The sequence below is a fragment of the Acinetobacter sp. ANC 3813 genome (genome assembly GCF_002135435.1).
Taxonomy (GTDB): domain Bacteria; phylum Pseudomonadota; class Gammaproteobacteria; order Pseudomonadales; family Moraxellaceae; genus Acinetobacter.
Genome location: NZ_NEGK01000001.1, coordinates 132563 through 149629 on the forward strand (window position 1 = coordinate 132563; position 17067 = coordinate 149629).

A 17067-nucleotide genomic window follows, 5' to 3' on the forward strand; every position below is an offset into this window, starting at 1 on the left:
GTGTTGTATTGCGTTGAAGGCATTAAAACAACCGCAAATGAACTGAACCTTAAGATCATTTAATAGACAAATCAGCACATCATCAATTTAGTGGCACCACCCGCAGCACCTCTTCCAATGTGGTAATCCCTGCAACAACTTTGCGTGCGCCCGCAATCCGCAAAGGTTCAATCCCCTCTTTACGCGCCTGCTGGCGCAACTGGGTTAAATTGCCATTGTCGCCAATAATCTGCTTAGTTTCTAAGCTCAAAGGCATAAATTCATAAATGCCGACACGGCCTTTATAGCCTGTTTGGCGGCATTCGTCGCAGCCCACGGCCTTAAACACAAATTCCGGCGTTTTCACATTATAATCAAAGGTTAAATGCTTCCACTCTTGATCATTAATAAAAGTTTCCTGCTTACAGTGCGGACACAGCTGACGCACCAAACGCTGCGCCAATACACCTAAAATGGTGGCCGCAGTAAGAAAGGGCTGAACACCTAAATCATGCAGACGCGTTAAGCTGGACGGCGCATCATTGGTATGCAGTGTAGAAAGCACCAAATGACCTGTCAGCGCCGCCTGTATCGCCATATTGGCCGTATCATGATCTCGAATCTCTCCGACCATAATAATGTCTGGGTCTTGACGCATGAGTGCACGCACACCATCAGCAAAGCCTAATTCAATCCCTGCATTCACCTGCATTTGGTTAAAACTAGGCTCAAGCATTTCAATGGGATCTTCAATGGTGCAGACATTGACTTGATCTGTCGCCAGCTGTTTTAACGACGAATACAGCGTGGTGGTTTTACCCGAACCTGTCGGCCCTGTAACTAAAATAATGCCATGACTGTGGCTGGTTAATTGGTTCCAAGATTCCTGCAAGCGGCCTTCAAAACCCAATTGCTGAAAACTGCGCACCAAAACATCGGGGTCAAAAATACGCATGACCAGTTTTTCACCAAAAGCGGTTGGCAGGGTCGATAAGCGCAGTTCCGTTTCCTGCCCTTTGGGAGTACGTGTTTTTAAACGTCCATCCTGCGGCTTGCGCTTTTCCGCGACGTTCATTCGGCCTAAAATCTTAATCCGCGAAATCACAGCGGTTAAGGTATTGGCCGGCATGTTGTAAATCGTATGCAGCACACCGTCAATTCGGAAACGCACTTTACCTGTATCTTTACGCGGCTCTAAATGAATATCGCTGGCGCCCTGTTCAAAAGCAAACTGCAGCACCCAATCGACCAGCTTAACAATGTGCTGATCATTGGCATCTGGATTTTGTGAATCCCCCAATTGCAGCAGCGCTTCCACGCCTTTGTTCTCTCTGTCATAAGCAGAAGATTTTTGCGATGAGCTGACCGCACGGCTCACTTGATAGTATTCAATCAGATAGCGTTGCAGCTGATCTGGACTCAGCAGCACACGCTGAATTTTCCGAGGCAGCACTGTCCGTTCTAAATTGGCAACCCACTCAGATTTATAAGGCTGGTCTGTCGCAATCAACACATGTTCATTTTGCAGTTCTACTGCCAAAATCTTGTTGCGCATGGCAAATTCTTGCGACATCACACTGGTGAGTGACTGCACATCCGCCTTTAGGGGATCAATAATATAAAATGGCAGACCTGATTTTTCTGACAGCCACTGGCACAAGCGGTTTAAAGTTAATGTGCTTTGCAGATGGCTGGCATCCGGCAAATTGAAATTGGCAATCCACTGCAAAGGGTGCCATTTCAGCTGATCCCGCTGGCGATGCGTGGTTTGAATCAGCATTTTCTCGCGTTCTGTAATGCGCCCGTCTTTTTGTAATTGCTCTAAACACCAAGAAGTATCAATTTCAAAATTATATGTCATTTGCTTATGTCCCCAAACATGCGTCAACTATAACAAGTTTTCTGCATCGAGTTGAATTATTCAGGCAGAGATACATATCCTGTATGCTTCACAGCACGTTTTACACATAAAAGCGCACTAATCCCATAAAGAAATTAAGGTTATTTGGGATTTATACGTCTTAGCGCTTGCTCATCTATAAAAGCTTGCCCTATATTTAAACTGTGCTCTTTAAGCTTAGGAAGGCTGTTTGGACTTTTCTGCACTGTCTGTCACATCCAGTTCATTTCAGGAGCTGCTGACCTTGTTCGCTTCTGCGCTGGGCTGCGGCCTAATGATTGGCTTGGAACGTGAACGCAGTAAACAGCGTGAAAATCAGCACAGTTTTGCAGGCCTGCGCTCTTTTGCCGTTTGCGCACTGCTGGGCGCTTTGTGCTTTTTACTGGACCCAGTCATTGGTATTGCAGGCGCAGTAATTGTTGGCGGTATCGTTATTTTCTCTATTCAAAATCAGCCTGACGATCCTGGCATTACCACTGAACTTGCCTTTGTCATGACCTATTTTATAGGCGCCATGTGTTTATGGAATGCACCCATCGCTGCTGGGCTTGCCGTCTGCCTCACCATTATTTTAATGGGCAAGCATTCTATGCACAGTTTTGCAGGGAAATGGATGACTGAAGCGGAGTTTAAAGACGGCTTGTTTTTACTGGCGCTGATTCTGATTGCGCTGCCGCTTACCCCCAATAAACCGCTTTGGGGCGCTGTGCTTAATCCTTATGTCATTTTAAAACTGCTGACTCTCATTTTAGCCGTGCAAAGCTTGGCGCATATTGCAAAACGGCTGCTGTCTTCTAAAAATGCCATGCTGTTGTCCGCCATAGCATCTGGCTTTGTGTCCAGTACAGCCACCATTGCCAGCCTTGGCATGGAAGTTCGTTCGGGACGAGCCGAAGCCAAAAGCAATGCTGGCGCAGCCTTAATGTCTTGTGTAGCTACGCTGCTGCAATTGCTGATTATTATTGCTGGCGTAAGCATGGTTTGGTTTAAAACCATACTATTTCCAACCGCCGTTGCCACTCTAATTTTAGCTGGCTCTGCCTATTGGTTCCTCCGAAGCGCTGTGCCCGTCCAAAAATTGGAGCAGGAAGATTCACGCATGTTCAGTTTAAAAGAAGCTGGAATCATTGCAGCAACTTTAACGCTCATTCAAGCGGGAGTGTATGGATTAAATCTGTGGCTGGGTGATGCAGGCTTGATTGCCGGCACCTTGCTTGCATCCCTCTTTGAAATTCACGCTGCGATGGCAACAGTGGTTATGCAAGGCAGCCCTGATCAATCCGCTGTGTTTTATGCTTTTATTTTCGGCCTTGCTGCACATGCCATTGCGAAATCAATCAATGCATTGCTGACAGGCGGCTGGCAGTATTTCCGTGTTTTTGCACCCATCCAGATTCTGCATATGGCCGTATTGATCAGTTTGCTGATTCTGTACAGATAAAAGCCGATTTTGTTAAATAAAATTTAACAGCCAATCTTATTTATTAGTAAAAATAAAACTATTAACATTTCTTAAAATAAAAATTTATTTATTACATGATATTTACAATATTATCCCTGTGCTTTAATGATTTATTAATATTAAAAAACAGAGGGTATATAACCAATGCAGCTAAAAAGCCTGAGCCTATCCATTATTACAGCATTAACTCTGATTGGCTGCGGAGGCGGCGGTGGCGGCAGTTCTGCAAGTGATTACCAAGGGACTGATGCAGGATCTACAGAAGAGAATAAAGATTTCCAGCAATGGCATTATTTTGAACTTGATGGCGGATATGCAGTTAATGAAGCGCTTGAATTAGTTCATCAACTTATGACTTTAGACAAAAGCAATATTTACGTACAAGATGATTCAGCTGAAATTGATAATGATTATTTGATTACTCAAGATGGTGTATATCAAGATTTCGGGCCGCAAAATTCCAAATATGGATATTTAGCCGGAACAGGCAGTTTTAATAATTTGACCTTCATCCAAAAGCCCTACTCCCCTGTAGGGTCGAGTGGCCTTGTATTTACAACAAGTTATAAAAAAATTGACCTAAACGGTAAAAATGCTTTAGCAACTTTAGAAGCAAGAGATCAATGGGAAATCGCAAACAACCCAAATGTAATTTTTGATCCAATACGTCAAACTTATTATAATAAGGTTAAAAATCTAAACTTCCCTGCTGGTTCTTCTTGCCTACAAGATACAGTTCGTACCAATAATCAAGAACATTTGTATGCCTATACATCAAATAATGACAAAGCCTCTTTTGCCCGTTATGAACAGCAGTATGCCCAAAACGATCCTTCTATCTTCAAAAAAACCTATAAAGATACCATTGCTTACTTATATTCTAATAGTAGTACGCCACTTAGCACGGGACCTGGTCAAGACTACGGTGCAGCGGAATACAAAGGTAATTACTATGGTGCAACACGTTATCTAAAGGGTGTTGAGTACAGTTTGGCTGACTATATTCAAAGACAAAAAGATCTAATAGATGAGTCTTTAACAGAAGCAGAGCGTAAGCTCGCGATTGAAGAAATTGATACTTTAAACAATCAATGCTCTTGGTATAACGATACTGCTGCGAAATTCATTCAAGCTCATATGAAACCATAAACACATCATTGGCAGTATTAAAAAAGGAGCTTTGAGCTCCTTTTTTTCTATAGCGCAATGGCAGTAATTTGAATCAGCTCACCACTTACCTGAAATTTAATATTAAATGCGGCAAACAGCATGCCATATTCTCTTTCTGCATCATCCTGATAAGCAGGTCGCGGATCTAAGCTCAGCACCTGTTCAAGTTCATCAATCAATTGAGCGTTCAATAACTGTTTTTTTAGATATTCATCACGCTGTATTTCAGCGTCTATACTCCAAATGACTGCCTTACGTTGAGGCTCTTCTTGCGCATAGCCGCTTTGCGCCCCCTGCACTGCGTCTGAATAGTGAATATAAGGCTTAATATCAATAATGGGAGTGCCATGCAGCAAATCACTTCCACATACATATACTCGGACAGATTTACCTACCTTTTTGACTTCTTTCAGCTGTACAACAGATAAGCCTATAGGTGATGGACGATACATACTACGCGTGGCGAATACACCAATTTTCTTGTTGCCTCCTAAACGCGGCGGACGTACCTGCGGACGAAATTTATCGCTATATTGTTGATTTTTATTGTCATGAAACTGCCAAACCAGCCAAAGATGGCTAAACGCTTCAATCCCCTCAAAGGCCAAAAGGTCATTATACGGCGCCTGCATGTCAATATAAGATTCAACTTGCACCAAATTTGGCTGACGCGGAATGCCAAACTTTTCTTTGTAGGGAGAATTCATATACCCAATAATTGGCAAATTTAAGCCCGTCATAATCACTTTTTCTGATAAGTTCAATTAAATATATTCAGTTTATCGAGAATGGTTTTAGATTAGAATAGCAAGCTGTTCTAATTTGATAATTTATTGAGACCTTTAATGGCTGCTTTCAACGTCGAAAAGATTACTCACGTACACCACTGGAATGACACTTTATTCAGTTTTAAAACTACACGCGATACTGCGCTGCGTTTTAAAAATGGTCAATTTGTGATGATTGGTCTTGAAGTCAATGGCAAGCCTTTATTGCGCGCATATTCAATTGCCAGCGCAAACTACGAAGAAGAGCTAGAGTTTTTCTCTATTAAAGTTCCAGACGGTCCTTTAACCTCTATTTTGCAAAAAGTAAAAGTGGGCGACGACATTCTTGTCTCTAAGAAACCTACAGGTACTTTAGTTCTTGACGACCTAAACCCAGGTAAAAACCTGTACTTGCTTTCTTCTGGTACTGGTCTTGCACCATTCTTGTCTACGATCCGCGATCCAGAAACATACGAACGCTTTGAAAAAATCATTGTTGTTCACGGTACACGTTTTGTTTCTGAATTGGCTTACCAAGACCTGATTGAAAACGAAATTCCAAATCACGAATTCTTCGGTGAGTTAGGCGCTAAAGAAAAGTTAGTTTACTACCCTACTGTGACTCGTGAAGACTTCCATACTCAAGGCCGTGTAACCACTGCTATTGAATCTGGCCAGCTCTTTGAAAAAATCGGCTTGCCGCGTTTCAATCCAGAAACTGACCGAGCAATGCTTTGCGGCTCGCCTGCATTCCTTGATGATGTTGCAGCGCTTCTTGATCAGCACGGTCTAAAAGAATCTCCAAAAATGGGCGTTCTAGGCGACTACGTGATTGAACGCGCATTCGTTGAAAAGTAAGATTCTTTGAATCAAAAAAACCGAGCCTTGTAGCTCGGTTTTTTTATCTGTTATTCAGCTCATTATTTTATGAACTTTGCATCTGAACATGAGATTGCTTCTGACAATGAATTGGCATCTCTGATGCCATGGGTGCAATAGGTAAAAATGCCAGCGAGCTGCCCGATAAACTTAACAGCTTATTCTCAGCCCAATCCAATTGCTGGAACAACGCTTTTAGGCGCTCAGCATAAGCGGGATCATCCGCCTGAACAGATTTCAGCTGAATATCGCTTAACCGCACAGTATTGCCAGACAGTGACCACCTTGCCTCTACACCTATTGATGACTGCTGTTCGCCAGCAGGGCGTTTCATCATCGTTTTACTTTCAGAAAAATATTTGCCGTCTGCTCGGTACTCATCATGCGTTTCAGTACTCATTTGATACGCTGCTAATTCTGAACGGCATGCCCATTGTCCCGTTAAATTTTGCCTAACTTCAGTTTGCATTTCTGCATAGGCTTTTTCTGCAGATACTGCAGCCAATGCATATGAACTCAAAATAGGTATCAAAGCGAATATGCACAGCTGCCCATAAATAAATCTTGTCATTGTTTAATAAACTGATTTTTTAATATTCGATATTAAGCTAAAGACTTTTTAAAATAAAAACTTATTTTCAAATTTAACCATGAGCAAAAAATCAAGCATGCAAAGCTGTAAATAGTAGAATCAAATCGGCTAAACTAAGGTTTTAAGGGGTTATACGCTCTTACATGAACGCATGGTTTACTGAAGAATCAATTAAAAACTTACTTTTACAATGCACATTATTTTGCTTAATATTTCTGTATAAAGATAAATCACCTATTCCATAAATTTATGACATTTCCCCAATTAAAATTTCAAGATTTTTTACAGCCTCGACCCCAGCCTAAAGGTATAGATGTGCAATGTAAATTACAGCATTTTGCACTCATCACCTATGCCCTTGACCCAGAACGTTTTAAGAACATTATTCCTGCACGCTTCAAATTGGACACAGTGCAGTACCAAAGCAAAGAACAAGCCTTGATGTCTGTTGTGCCTTTTATTGATGTTGACTTTACGTCGGCAGTGTACCCATTTCTAAACTTCACCATGGGCCAAACCAACTACCGTGTTTATGTAATTGATCAAGAAACCCAAGAACGTTGCGTCTGGTTCATTGGCACAACACTGGATTCATGGACACTCATCGTACCCCGCTATTTATGGCAATTGCCTTGGCATGCTGCAGATTTCACCTTCGATTGCCAGCAGGATGATTCTGGACTGTACACCCAATATAAAATGCAAACGCAATCAGCTTGGGCAGCAGCAGAATTAGAACTCGGCCAATCCGCAGATGATGCTTGGAATTATCAAGGCTTTCCAGATTTAGAAAGTTATCAAGTATTTTTAACACATCCACTAGCAGGTTTTTATCACCGCAGAGACGGAAAATTAGGAACCTACCGTGTCTGGCATGAGCGATTAAACCCAAAACCCGCAAAACTAATCCATGCCCGTTTTGAACTGCTGCAGCGTTTGAATCTTGTGAGTTTTGAAGAACAGCTTAACCCCTACAGCGTACTGATTGAACCCGTCAATGAATTCACTATTTACTTGCCGCCATGTGTAATCGCTGATGAATGCAGCAAAAAATGACATATTTTAAAAATAATCGGCACAATCGATAGAAAAATAAGCAAAAAACGATAAATGTGCGTTGTTTTTTGAGAAAGATTCTTTATAATCTATTTAAAACAGACAAGTCTGTCTAGTTGCTGAAAAAAACTGAATCTTTTAGCATTCAGAGGGTAAAAAAATAAATACAAGAAGATACTTAAGTATCTCATTTCCCATTATTTACTCATGCTAACAGTGTAAATAATGAGGGATACAATATTTATCAGCAAAGCGCGCTTATCCCAAGTAAGCGCGCTTTTTTTATGTCTTGAATTCTATGCTTGCGCGGTCCTATAGGTTTATAGCAATTCAAAAACTAAGGAAAATGCATTTCCCTAATATAATCAAAAATATGATTTGTTTGAGTTGTTCGCAATGAAGCAGTGCACAGCCTGATCAATAGATAGATGGAATACCCGTTAACACCCGAATTGAATATTTGATTAGGCAATTAAGTTATTTGAGTATGGACATAAGCTTCGACATATAGTGAATGCCTGCTTATACTTTGAAAAATGAATAAAAATTGAGCCTAATTTAGGCAAAATAAACGCTTTAAAAAACTTTTTTGCTATACTTTTAGATCGTTAAGATGAAACTTAAACAAGTTCCATCTGGATTAATGTTTCAACACGCTTCCAATAATCATCCAAACGCACTTGTTCAGGATTAATCTGGGCCTGAATCGTCATGCCATCTAAAATACTGGATAAAAAAGAAGCCAGCTGTAAAGGCTGAGAAATGCCTAAATGCTGTAATCCCTTGCAAAGCTGTGCTTTCAACCACTCTTTGTAATCTATTGCAGGCTGCAAAGAGGACGGATAAATTTTAGAAATTTCTTCTACCGCTTTTTGAAACATACAGCCGTTAAAATCGACTGAACGGAACCAAGCATCGTACCAAACAAAAATTGTGCGAATATGAGACAAATAATCTTTCGGATCACATTCGGCAATCGCTGCATCTAAAGATTCTTGCAGATTATGATTTCGTGTGTTCAAACACTCTTCAATTAATTTAGCTTTAGACGGAAAATATTTGTAAAACGTCATTTTAGCAACGCCTGATTCGCTGATAATCCGGTCAATCCCAATAGAGTTATAACTATGAGAGTTGAATAGATTCAGCGCAGTGTTAATGATGTCTTGTTTTTTTGACATTTATTTTACCTAATGGACAAAGCTTTAAATTTAGAAAAATTACTTTTGAACTATAAGGAACAGCGCACACAAAATGTGTGGAATATAATTATATCTTAAATTTAGTACAAAGCACTGAATTTATACAAAATCATATCAAGTCACAATTCAATTAGAGAAAATCCTTTTAATATCTTAAGCATTGTTAAAGCAATTCTCTGCTGCTGAATACCGCTTCTCACATCAGGCTTGGAATTTAGCTCCGCCATACTCAAGGCTCAAATACATTTTAAACTTTGGCAAATCAGGCCATAAATTTCGGCGTATTACTTCCCTATTATACAGCGGAGAACGGCTGAATCGATCGAATTAGGGCAACGGAAAGCAGCTTAACTGTTGCCGCATTTCTCCGCCTGCACTAGGATCTTCTGCTCAGAAATTATAGGCTGTCTGCGCTCATGCAGTGCTTTGCGAATGACTTGATAACCGCCCGTTAAGCCTAATAGCGCCATAATCGCCGCTACAATAATATCCGGCAGCATACTGCCTGTGCCAAATACCCCAATCGCAGCAAAAATAACCGCTGCATTGCCAATCGCATCATTTCGGCTGCACAGCCAAACCGATGTCATATTAGAATCGCCATCCCTAAATGCATATAAAATAACAGCCGTGATGACATTCGCAATCAGCGCCAGTACGCCAATGGCCCCCATGGTTATTGCTTCCGGCGGTATGCCCTGCATATAGGAATAGATCACTTTAGCGATCACAATAAAGCCAAAGGCCGCCATAGTGATGCCTTTTAACAGCGCCACGGTTGCCCGCCAATATAGGCTTGCCCCTAATACAGCTAATGAAACTGCATAATTGACAGCATCACCAAAAAAATCGAGCGAATCCGCCCAAAGTGAGGATGAATGCGCATAAGCGCCGCCAATCAATTCTACAAAAAACATTGCCAGATTAATGAACAGCGCAATCCACAATGCGGTTCTAAATTTGCTGTCCGGTTTTTTCGGTGCGGGTTCATGACTGCAAGTACAGGCCATTTTCAATATGCTCCTTTTTGTATTATTCTTATTCAAAACTATGGACTAACTCCAAGGTCAAGCGAAATGAGTCAATCGCATCTTGCTGCAGAATATTTAATGAAAGATCTCGTTCAAAAAACTGGATTAAGCGCTGATACCATCCGTTTTTATGAAAAGAAAGATTTGATTCAACCTACATTGCGCGGAGAAAATAATTACCGCTATTACAATAGCCATGCTTTGCGCAGGCTGGTTTTTATCAAACGCTGCCGTGCGCTAGACATGACCTTAAAAGAAATTCAGGCGCTGATTGAATTAGAACAGAACCCAAAACAGGATTGCTGTGCAGTGAATGATTTAATAGAAGAGCATTTAATGCATGTGCAGAACCGTATCGCTGAGCTGCAAAAATTTCAGATTCAGCTCCAGCAGCTGCGCCAAACCTGCACAGCACAATCGACGATTGATGATTGCCAAATTTTAAAGCAGCTCGAATCATTAGATTGAAGTTGAACAGGCGAAGTGTGTTTAAAATAAATTATGCTGCAGATACATATTCTGCAGCATAGACCTTTCTAATTAAATCGATTTTTGATTTACCCTTTTAGACAGCTCTTCAGCAGACTCTTTACGCTCAGAATAGCGGTCTGTCAAAAAACCTGCTTGCCCGCGTGTCAGCAAGGTGAACTTATACAGCTCCTCCATCACATCGACAATGCGGTCATAATAGCTAGAAGGCTTCATTCGATCCGTTTCATCAAATTCTAAAAATGCTTTAGGTACAGAGGATTGATTCGGGATGGTCACCATGCGCATCCATCGGCCCAGTACACGCATTTGATTCAATGCATTAAAGGACTGCGAACCGCCGCAAACCTGCATTAAAGCCAGCGTTTTCCCCTGTGTGGCGCGGATTGCGCCAGCCGCCAGTGGAATCCAATCGATCTGCGCTTTTAAAATTGAACTCATCGCACCGTGGCGTTCCGGCGAACACCAGACCATCCCCTCAGACCATGCCAAAAGTTCATGCAGCTCCTGCACTTTAGCATGTGTATTTTCTGCATCTTCCGGCAAAGGCAGGCCTGTCGCATGAAAAATTTTAACCTCTGCGCCGAACTGCTGCAAAATGCGCCCAGCCTCCAGCACAGCCAAACGGCTGAATGAACGTTCCCGATTAGAACCGTACAGCAATAAAATGCGCGGCGGATGCGTCAATTCTTTCGCCTGAATTTGGCTAAATTCAGGTGTCTGCAAAAGTGTTAAATCAATATTCGGGAGTGACATTGTCCATTCTCTAAATTCTAAAGGCTAAATTTCAATACATTGATTCGGGCAAAATTCATCTTATTCAGAACTTTTATCTGTAAAAAATCGGCTACGCAGCCACAGAGATACACTGACTAATGCAATCAATACCGGCACTTCTACCAAAGGGCCAATAATTGTGGTGAATGCAATGGGGGATGCAATGCCAAAAGCTGCAATCGCTACCGCTAATGCCAATTCAAAATTATTGCCTGCCGCTGTAAATGAAATGGCTGCTGTTTTTGGGTAGCTATTGCCCATCCAGCGGCTCATAAAAAAGCTCACCAAAAACATCAGCACAAAATAAAGGGTCAGCGGAATCGCAATGTGCAGCACATCCATCGGCAGACTCAGCACATCTGCGCCTTTCAGGCTGAACATAGCCATAATGGTGAACAGCAATGCGAGCAGGCTCAGCGGGCTAATTCGAGGGATAAATTTCTGCTGATACCAGTCTAGTCCTTTGCAGCCAACCAAAACTTTCCGTGTCAAAAAGCCCAAAAGAAAAGGAATTCCTAAATAGATCAAAACAGCTTGGGTGATGGTCCAGAAACTGACATCAATCACTTGACCTGCAACACCAAAAAATGGCGGTAAAACAGTTAAAAATAGCCATGTATAAGTGCTGAAAAACAAAATTTGGAAAATACTGTTAAACGCGACAAGTGCAGCGACATACTGATTGTCCCCGCAAGCTAAGTCATTCCAGACCAGTACCATGGCAATGCAGCGCGCCAGCCCAATCAATATCAGGCCAGTCATATAAGCTGGATAATCCTGTAAAAAAACGACGGCAAGAATAAACATCAAGCATGGCGCGATCAGCCAGTTTTGCACCAGCGACAAGGCCAATGTGCGTTTGTCCTGAAAGACTTTGGGCAAGGCTTTATAATCGACTTTTGCTAAAGGCGGATACATCATTAAGATCAGGCCAATGGCGATGAGTGCATTCACCCCGCCCACGTTGAGCTGATTTAAATAATTTGGTACTTGCGGAAGCAATAGGCCAATACCTATCCCTGCCGCCATGGCTATAAAAATCCACAGCGTCAGGTTTCGATCTAAAAATGATAATTTTTTTGCTGACATGCGGGAAACTCAATTAGGCGATTTCAGCAATTTTTTCAATTTCAGCACGCAGTTCCCGCTCAGTTAAATGAGCGAAATCCAGTGCAAAAAATGCATCAAAGCGGCGGTTGATATGATCCACTGTTGTTTGGAAAGCAGCTAGTTTTTCTGCTTCCGGCAGGTCTAAATGAGATGGATCATCCAATCCCCAATGCGCTTTGAGTGCTTTACCTAAATACAGCGGGCAAGGTTCCTGTGCTGCTGAGCCGCAAACCGTGATCACAATTTCAGGCTGAAAAGCTTCGCAATCCTGCATGCTTTTGCTGGACAATCCTGCTGTGGCAATACCCAAATGCTGCAGGGTTTGAATCGTTAAAGGATGAACCTGTCCAGATGGCTGGCTGCCTGCACTGCAGGCGCTGAACCCTTCAGGCGCACGCGCATTGAAAATTGCTTCTGACAAAATACTGCGGCAGCTATTGCCTGTACATAAAAATAGAAATTTCATAACTTTTAATAACTTAATAATTAATAACTTAAAATTTAATTACAGCAGTTGCTGCCGGTACACACTGATTCATCAGCCTGCTGAAACTTTGGATTTTCGCTGGCCGCTATCTTTAAAACCTCATGGCACCAGCCCGGTAAATGGTCATGCAGGCGGTAATAAACCCACTGCCCCTGCCGGCGGTCCTGCAAAATATGGCCGCTGCGCAGCAAAGCCAAATGACGTGAAATCTTCGGCTGGCTTAAATCTAAACCCGCAGTTAAATCGCATACACAGCGTTCACCCTGCTGCACAATCATCATCACAATATCCAGCCGTGTTGGGTCAGCGAGACATTTAAAAAATTCAACCTGATTCATCTCAACCTTAAAATATATGGATATATGAATTTCCATATATAATACTTCCTCAATGATGACAATTTGAAGACATGTGTCGATTTTTTTATTCATAATCCCGAGCTTTTTACTGGGTTGAATCTAATTTTTAAATCCATACAATAAAGCCATATTTTTTGTATGCCTTTAACCATGACCATCTCACACGTGACTGAACTCCTCTCTCCTGCCGGCTCGCTTAAAAATATGCGCTATGCATTTGCTTATGGCGCAGACGCGGTTTATGCAGGTCAGCCACGCTACAGTTTACGTGTACGCAACAATGCTTTTGATCATGACAATTTACAGATTGGTATTTCTGAAGCGCATGCTTTGGGCAAAAAATTCTATGTGGTTGTCAATATTCAGCCACATAACTCTAAGCTTAAAAACTTTATCCGCGACTTAGAACCTGTTGTTGCTATGCAGCCTGACGCGCTCATCATGTCTGACCCTGGTTTAATCATGATGGTGCGTGAGCACTTTCCTGATGTAGCTGTGCATTTGTCGGTACAAGCCAACGCAGTCAATTGGGCAACGGTTAAATTTTGGAAAAATATGGGCCTGACCCGCGTAATTTTGTCGCGCGAGTTATCCATGGAAGAGATTGAAGAAATTAAGAACAACGTGCCAGATATGGAAATTGAAGTTTTCGTACATGGCGCGTTGTGCATGGCTTATTCCGGCCGCTGCTTACTTTCCGGCTATATGAACAAACGTGATGCCAACCAAGGCGCTTGCACCAATGCGTGCCGCTGGGACTATAAAATTCACGAGGCAGCAGAAGATGAAACTGGCGATGTCATACCAGTACAACAACTTGAAGAATCATTCCAAGAATCCTCATGCTGTCAAAACAAAGATGCCGACGAGCAGCACGCCATAGAACAACACCAATTTGGCGAGCCGGTTTTATTACAACGCAATGAAGAAGACATGTTTGCCGCAGAAGAAGATGAGCATGGCACTTACTTCATGAACTCAAAAGATCTGCGCGCTGTACAGCATGTCGACCGTTTAGCGAAAATGGGCATTCACTCTTTGAAGATTGAAGGCCGCACCAAATCATATTTTTACTGTGCCCGTACTGCACAAATCTATCGCAAAGCCATTGATGATGCGCATGAAGGAAAGCCTTTTGATCCATCTCTCATGTCACAGCTGGAAGGTTTAGCCAACCGCGGCTATACCGAAGGTTTTCTGCGCCGCCATGTGCATAGCGAATATCAAAATTATGAAACAGGTTCATCACGTTTTGATCATCAGCAATTTGTCGGTGAAGTTTTGGAGCGTAATGGCGATTACATCAAAATTGAAGTGAAAAACCGTTTTGTGGTTGGTGACTCTCTGGAATTGATGACCACTTCGGGCAATATCACCTTTGAATTAACTGAAATGAAAGACAAAAAAGGCCATGACATTCCTGATGCCAAAGGTTCTGGTCATATTGTCGATATTCCAGTGCCAGCCGATGTCGATATGAATTACGCCCTGCTGATCCGAAATCTGCCTAATTCAACAGCAGATATTTCAGCATCATCATTGGCTTATCAGGCTTAAGGCAACGGTATGGCTTTACTGATCACAGACAAATGCATCAACTGCGACATGTGTTTACCGGAATGCCCCAATGACGCTATTTATGAAGGTGAAAAAGTCTATGAAATAGACACAAGTCGCTGCACAGAATGCGTCGGCTTCTATGACCATCAAACTTGCGTTTCCGTCTGCCCGATTGAATGCATTATCCCGCATCCCGAGCATATCGAAACGCAGGAACAGTTAATGCAAAAATTTGAGGGCTTAAACTTATTTCAAAAATGACTCTGGAGGGAGCAAAGCAAAGAGAAACGGATGTGAATCCAAAGTTTCCCAATAAAACTACAACGAACATTATAAAAATTAACACACTGTGTTAAGAATCAAGCCATTGTGCATGGGGAGCACTTTGGCTTTTTTCTTTTGGCTATCCCTAATAGGCAAATGCTTAAAATAAAAAAAGGAACTTTGGTGTTAGCCTCCAAAGTTCCTAAAAGGGTAAATCTCTTTGTATCTCAATATTCAAAATTTATTTCATGCTTCGTTAGGCATGTAAACATGCCTAACGAAGTGCAGTGTTTCTTTTGAATTACTGACCTGAACGGATGATGTAATCAAATGCAGAGAGTGATGCTTTCGCGCCTTCACCTGTTGCAATGATGATTTGCTTGTACGGTACTGTTGTACAGTCACCCGCTGCAAATACACCTTTGACATTGGTTTCGTTGCGGTCATTAATCACAATCTCGCCGCGGTTTGAAAGTGCTACAGCAGTTTCTTTTAAGAAATCTGTGTTTGGCAGTAAACCGATCTGTACAAAGATGCCTGCAAGCTCAATGGTTTTGATCTCATCTGTTGCGCGGTCTTTGTAGTTCAAGGCAGTCACTTGTGAACCGTCACCCACCACTTCTGTAGACAATGCATTCATAATCACAGTGGTGTTCGGCAAGCTGTTCAGTTTGTCCTGCAATACTTGGTCAGCGCGCAGTTTAGTATCAAACTCAACCAATGTGACATGCTCAACAATACCTGCAAGGTCAATGGCTGCTTCTACACCAGAGTTGCCGCCGCCAATCACTGCAACACGCTTGCCTTTGAACAATGGGCCGTCACAGTGCGGGCAGTATGCAACACCGCGTGTTTTGTACTCTTTCTCGCCAGGAACATTCATCTCTCTCCAGCGTGCGCCAGTTGAAAGAATCACGGTTTTAGATTCAAGTTTCGCACCATTCTCTAAAGTGACTTCCACTAAGCCATTTGCTGTTTGATCTGCGCCTTTAATGTTAGATACACGCTGCAGGTTCATGATGTCTACACCATATTCACGCACATGCTCTTCCATTGCCGCAGCAAATTTAGGGCCTTGGGTTTTTTGAATAGAGGTATAGTTTTCAATATCCATGGTATCCATGACCTGACCGCCCATGCGTTCAGCCACGATACCGGTTTTAATGCCTTTACGCGCTGCATAGATCGCAGACGTATTGCCTGCAGGGCCGCCGCCAATGACTAATACATCAAATGCGTCTTTGGCATTTAATCGTTCAGCATCTTTGGTTGCTGCGCCTGTATCTAGCTGAGCAATGATTTCTTCCAAAGTCATGCGGCCTTGACCGATGTGATTGCCATCTTGGAACACCATCGGCACAGCCATGATTTTGCGTTCTTCCACTTCATCTTGGAAGAATGCACCATCAATCATGGTTGCAGTTGCACCTGGGTTGTAGATTGCAATCAAGTTCAGCGCTTGAACCACGTCTGGGCAGTTATGGCAGCTTAAAGATACAAAGACATCAAAGTCTGAAGTTAAGTTTAGGCCTTTAATTTGAGCCAAAACGTCATCAGACACTTTAGGCGCATAACCAGACACTTGAAGCAATGCCAGAATCAAAGAAGTGAACTCGTGACCCATAGGCAGGCCAGCGAAGTTAACACGCGGCTGCTCACCGGTTTTTGCAATGCCAAAGCTTGGCGCACGGCTGTTTGTACCGTCAAAGCGTGCAGTCACCAATTCAGACAGAGCGGCAATTTCAGTTACCAATTCTTTAATTTTGTCTGATTTGTCAGAAGCATTTAAAGTCGCGACGATTTCAATCGGGCCCTCTAAACGTTCTAAAAGTGTTTTTAACTGAGCAGAAGTATTTTGATCCAACATTGCTAACGCCTCCAAAGGAGTAAATATTTATTTGATGAGTGAATCATAGGGGATTCAATGATATAGGTAAAACAGTTAGTTTTTATAACAATGATCGAATTATTAAATCATAGTAG

Annotated in this window: 17 protein-coding genes; 7 read left to right on the forward strand and 10 right to left on the reverse strand. The window is 42.2% G+C overall.

Annotation, left to right across the window (positions count from 1 at the left end):
- Positions 1-82: 82 nt before the first annotated feature.
- Entirely contained in the window at positions 83-1840 is a 1758-nt protein-coding gene (locus B9T34_RS00620) for a GspE/PulE family protein (protein WP_086211236.1), read from the reverse strand.
- A gap of 229 nt (positions 1841-2069) precedes the next feature.
- On the opposite strand from B9T34_RS00620, the gene B9T34_RS00625 reads away from it, so the two are divergent.
- Both B9T34_RS00625 and B9T34_RS00630 read left to right on the forward strand, forming a co-directional pair.
- Positions 2070-3320, forward strand: coding sequence for an MgtC/SapB family protein (locus B9T34_RS00625; RefSeq protein ID WP_086211237.1), 1251 nt, complete (start codon positions 2070-2072; stop codon positions 3318-3320).
- A 165-nt stretch (positions 3321-3485) separates the two neighbouring features.
- The gene (locus B9T34_RS00630) at positions 3486-4490 is read left to right on the forward strand and encodes a hypothetical protein (protein ID WP_086211238.1); all 1005 of its coding nucleotides are present in this window, start codon (positions 3486-3488) and stop codon (positions 4488-4490) included.
- A gap of 47 nt (positions 4491-4537) precedes the next feature.
- Here B9T34_RS00630 and tsaA read toward each other — a convergent pair whose 3' ends face one another.
- Positions 4538-5251: a tRNA (N6-threonylcarbamoyladenosine(37)-N6)-methyltransferase TrmO gene (tsaA, locus tag B9T34_RS00635; RefSeq protein WP_086211239.1), complete on the reverse strand. Its 714-nt coding sequence runs from the start codon at positions 5249-5251 to the stop codon at positions 4538-4540.
- A 105-nt stretch (positions 5252-5356) separates the two neighbouring features.
- On the opposite strand from tsaA, the gene B9T34_RS00640 reads away from it, so the two are divergent.
- The gene (locus B9T34_RS00640; RefSeq protein WP_086211240.1) at positions 5357-6136 is read left to right on the forward strand and encodes a ferredoxin--NADP reductase; all 780 of its coding nucleotides are present in this window, start codon (positions 5357-5359) and stop codon (positions 6134-6136) included.
- Positions 6137-6203: 67 nt separating this feature from the next.
- Here B9T34_RS00640 and B9T34_RS00645 read toward each other — a convergent pair whose 3' ends face one another.
- Positions 6204-6677: a hypothetical protein gene (locus B9T34_RS00645; protein WP_228147381.1), complete on the reverse strand. Its 474-nt coding sequence runs from the start codon at positions 6675-6677 to the stop codon at positions 6204-6206.
- A 321-nt stretch (positions 6678-6998) separates the two neighbouring features.
- Between B9T34_RS00645 and B9T34_RS00650 the strand changes: the two genes are divergently transcribed.
- The gene (locus B9T34_RS00650; protein ID WP_086211242.1) at positions 6999-7805 is read left to right on the forward strand and encodes a DUF2071 domain-containing protein; all 807 of its coding nucleotides are present in this window, start codon (positions 6999-7001) and stop codon (positions 7803-7805) included.
- 620 nt (positions 7806-8425) lie between these two features.
- On the opposite strand, the gene B9T34_RS00655 is transcribed toward B9T34_RS00650, so the two are convergent.
- Both B9T34_RS00655 and B9T34_RS00660 read right to left on the reverse strand, forming a co-directional pair.
- Positions 8426-8986: a TetR/AcrR family transcriptional regulator gene (locus B9T34_RS00655; RefSeq protein ID WP_086211243.1), complete on the reverse strand. Its 561-nt coding sequence runs from the start codon at positions 8984-8986 to the stop codon at positions 8426-8428.
- Positions 8987-9354: 368 nt separating this feature from the next.
- Entirely contained in the window at positions 9355-10017 is a 663-nt protein-coding gene (locus tag B9T34_RS00660; protein ID WP_086211244.1) for a cation transporter, read from the reverse strand.
- Positions 10018-10083: 66 nt separating this feature from the next.
- On the opposite strand from B9T34_RS00660, the gene B9T34_RS00665 reads away from it, so the two are divergent.
- On the forward strand, positions 10084-10506 hold the full coding sequence (locus B9T34_RS00665) for a Cd(II)/Pb(II)-responsive transcriptional regulator (RefSeq protein ID WP_086211245.1): 423 nt from the start codon (positions 10084-10086) through the stop codon (positions 10504-10506).
- A 72-nt stretch (positions 10507-10578) separates the two neighbouring features.
- On the opposite strand, the gene arsH is transcribed toward B9T34_RS00665, so the two are convergent.
- From arsH to B9T34_RS00685, 4 genes are read right to left on the reverse strand one after another with little or no spacing between them, the layout of a single operon-like run.
- The gene (arsH, locus tag B9T34_RS00670) at positions 10579-11283 is read right to left on the reverse strand and encodes an arsenical resistance protein ArsH (RefSeq protein ID WP_086211246.1); all 705 of its coding nucleotides are present in this window, start codon (positions 11281-11283) and stop codon (positions 10579-10581) included.
- 60 nt (positions 11284-11343) lie between these two features.
- A complete protein-coding gene (gene arsB / locus B9T34_RS00675; RefSeq protein ID WP_086211247.1) occupies positions 11344-12393 on the reverse strand; it encodes an ACR3 family arsenite efflux transporter in 1050 nt (349 codons plus the stop codon).
- A gap of 13 nt (positions 12394-12406) precedes the next feature.
- A complete protein-coding gene (locus tag B9T34_RS00680; RefSeq protein ID WP_086211248.1) occupies positions 12407-12880 on the reverse strand; it encodes an arsenate reductase ArsC in 474 nt (157 codons plus the stop codon).
- A gap of 35 nt (positions 12881-12915) precedes the next feature.
- Positions 12916-13239 (reverse strand): metalloregulator ArsR/SmtB family transcription factor, encoded by a 324-nt coding sequence (locus tag B9T34_RS00685; protein WP_086211249.1) that lies wholly within the window; start codon positions 13237-13239, stop codon positions 12916-12918.
- A 171-nt stretch (positions 13240-13410) separates the two neighbouring features.
- Between B9T34_RS00685 and yegQ the strand changes: the two genes are divergently transcribed.
- Together yegQ and B9T34_RS00695 are read left to right on the forward strand one after the other, a co-directional pair.
- Positions 13411-14817, forward strand: coding sequence for a tRNA 5-hydroxyuridine modification protein YegQ (yegQ, locus tag B9T34_RS00690; protein ID WP_086211634.1), 1407 nt, complete (start codon positions 13411-13413; stop codon positions 14815-14817).
- Positions 14818-14826: 9 nt separating this feature from the next.
- On the forward strand, positions 14827-15081 hold the full coding sequence (locus B9T34_RS00695) for a YfhL family 4Fe-4S dicluster ferredoxin (protein WP_086211250.1): 255 nt from the start codon (positions 14827-14829) through the stop codon (positions 15079-15081).
- Positions 15082-15385: 304 nt separating this feature from the next.
- Here the strand turns inward: B9T34_RS00695 and ahpF are convergent, their stop codons facing one another.
- Positions 15386-16951 carry an alkyl hydroperoxide reductase subunit F gene (gene ahpF, locus B9T34_RS00700; protein ID WP_086211251.1) on the reverse strand — a complete coding sequence of 522 codons (1566 nt, stop codon included), beginning with the start codon at positions 16949-16951 and terminating at the stop codon, positions 15386-15388.
- Between the last annotated feature and the right edge of the window lie 116 nt (positions 16952-17067).

Bases quoted from the DNA above. Each gene is read 5' to 3' on its own strand.
- ahpF (WP_086211251.1), bottom strand. From the start codon at position 16,951: ATGTTGGATCAAAATACTTCTGCTCAGTTAAAAACACTTTTAGAACGT.
- B9T34_RS00665 (WP_086211245.1), top strand. From the start codon at position 10,084: ATGAGTCAATCGCATCTTGCTGCAGAATATTTAATGAAAGATCTCGTT.
- B9T34_RS00630 (WP_086211238.1), top strand. From the start codon at position 3,486: ATGCAGCTAAAAAGCCTGAGCCTATCCATTATTACAGCATTAACTCTG.
- arsB (WP_086211247.1), bottom strand. From the start codon at position 12,393: ATGTCAGCAAAAAAATTATCATTTTTAGATCGAAACCTGACGCTGTGG.
- arsH (WP_086211246.1), bottom strand. From the start codon at position 11,283: ATGTCACTCCCGAATATTGATTTAACACTTTTGCAGACACCTGAATTT.
- B9T34_RS00680 (WP_086211248.1), bottom strand. From the start codon at position 12,880: ATGAAATTTCTATTTTTATGTACAGGCAATAGCTGCCGCAGTATTTTG.
- B9T34_RS00660 (WP_086211244.1), bottom strand. From the start codon at position 10,017: ATGGCCTGTACTTGCAGTCATGAACCCGCACCGAAAAAACCGGACAGC.
- B9T34_RS00685 (WP_086211249.1), bottom strand. From the start codon at position 13,239: ATGAATCAGGTTGAATTTTTTAAATGTCTCGCTGACCCAACACGGCTG.
- tsaA (WP_086211239.1), bottom strand. From the start codon at position 5,251: ATGACGGGCTTAAATTTGCCAATTATTGGGTATATGAATTCTCCCTAC.
- B9T34_RS00650 (WP_086211242.1), top strand. From the start codon at position 6,999: ATGACATTTCCCCAATTAAAATTTCAAGATTTTTTACAGCCTCGACCC.
- B9T34_RS00695 (WP_086211250.1), top strand. From the start codon at position 14,827: ATGGCTTTACTGATCACAGACAAATGCATCAACTGCGACATGTGTTTA.
- B9T34_RS00640 (WP_086211240.1), top strand. From the start codon at position 5,357: ATGGCTGCTTTCAACGTCGAAAAGATTACTCACGTACACCACTGGAAT.
- B9T34_RS00620 (WP_086211236.1), bottom strand. From the start codon at position 1,840: ATGACATATAATTTTGAAATTGATACTTCTTGGTGTTTAGAGCAATTA.
- yegQ (WP_086211634.1), top strand. From the start codon at position 13,411: ATGACCATCTCACACGTGACTGAACTCCTCTCTCCTGCCGGCTCGCTT.
- B9T34_RS00655 (WP_086211243.1), bottom strand. From the start codon at position 8,986: ATGTCAAAAAAACAAGACATCATTAACACTGCGCTGAATCTATTCAAC.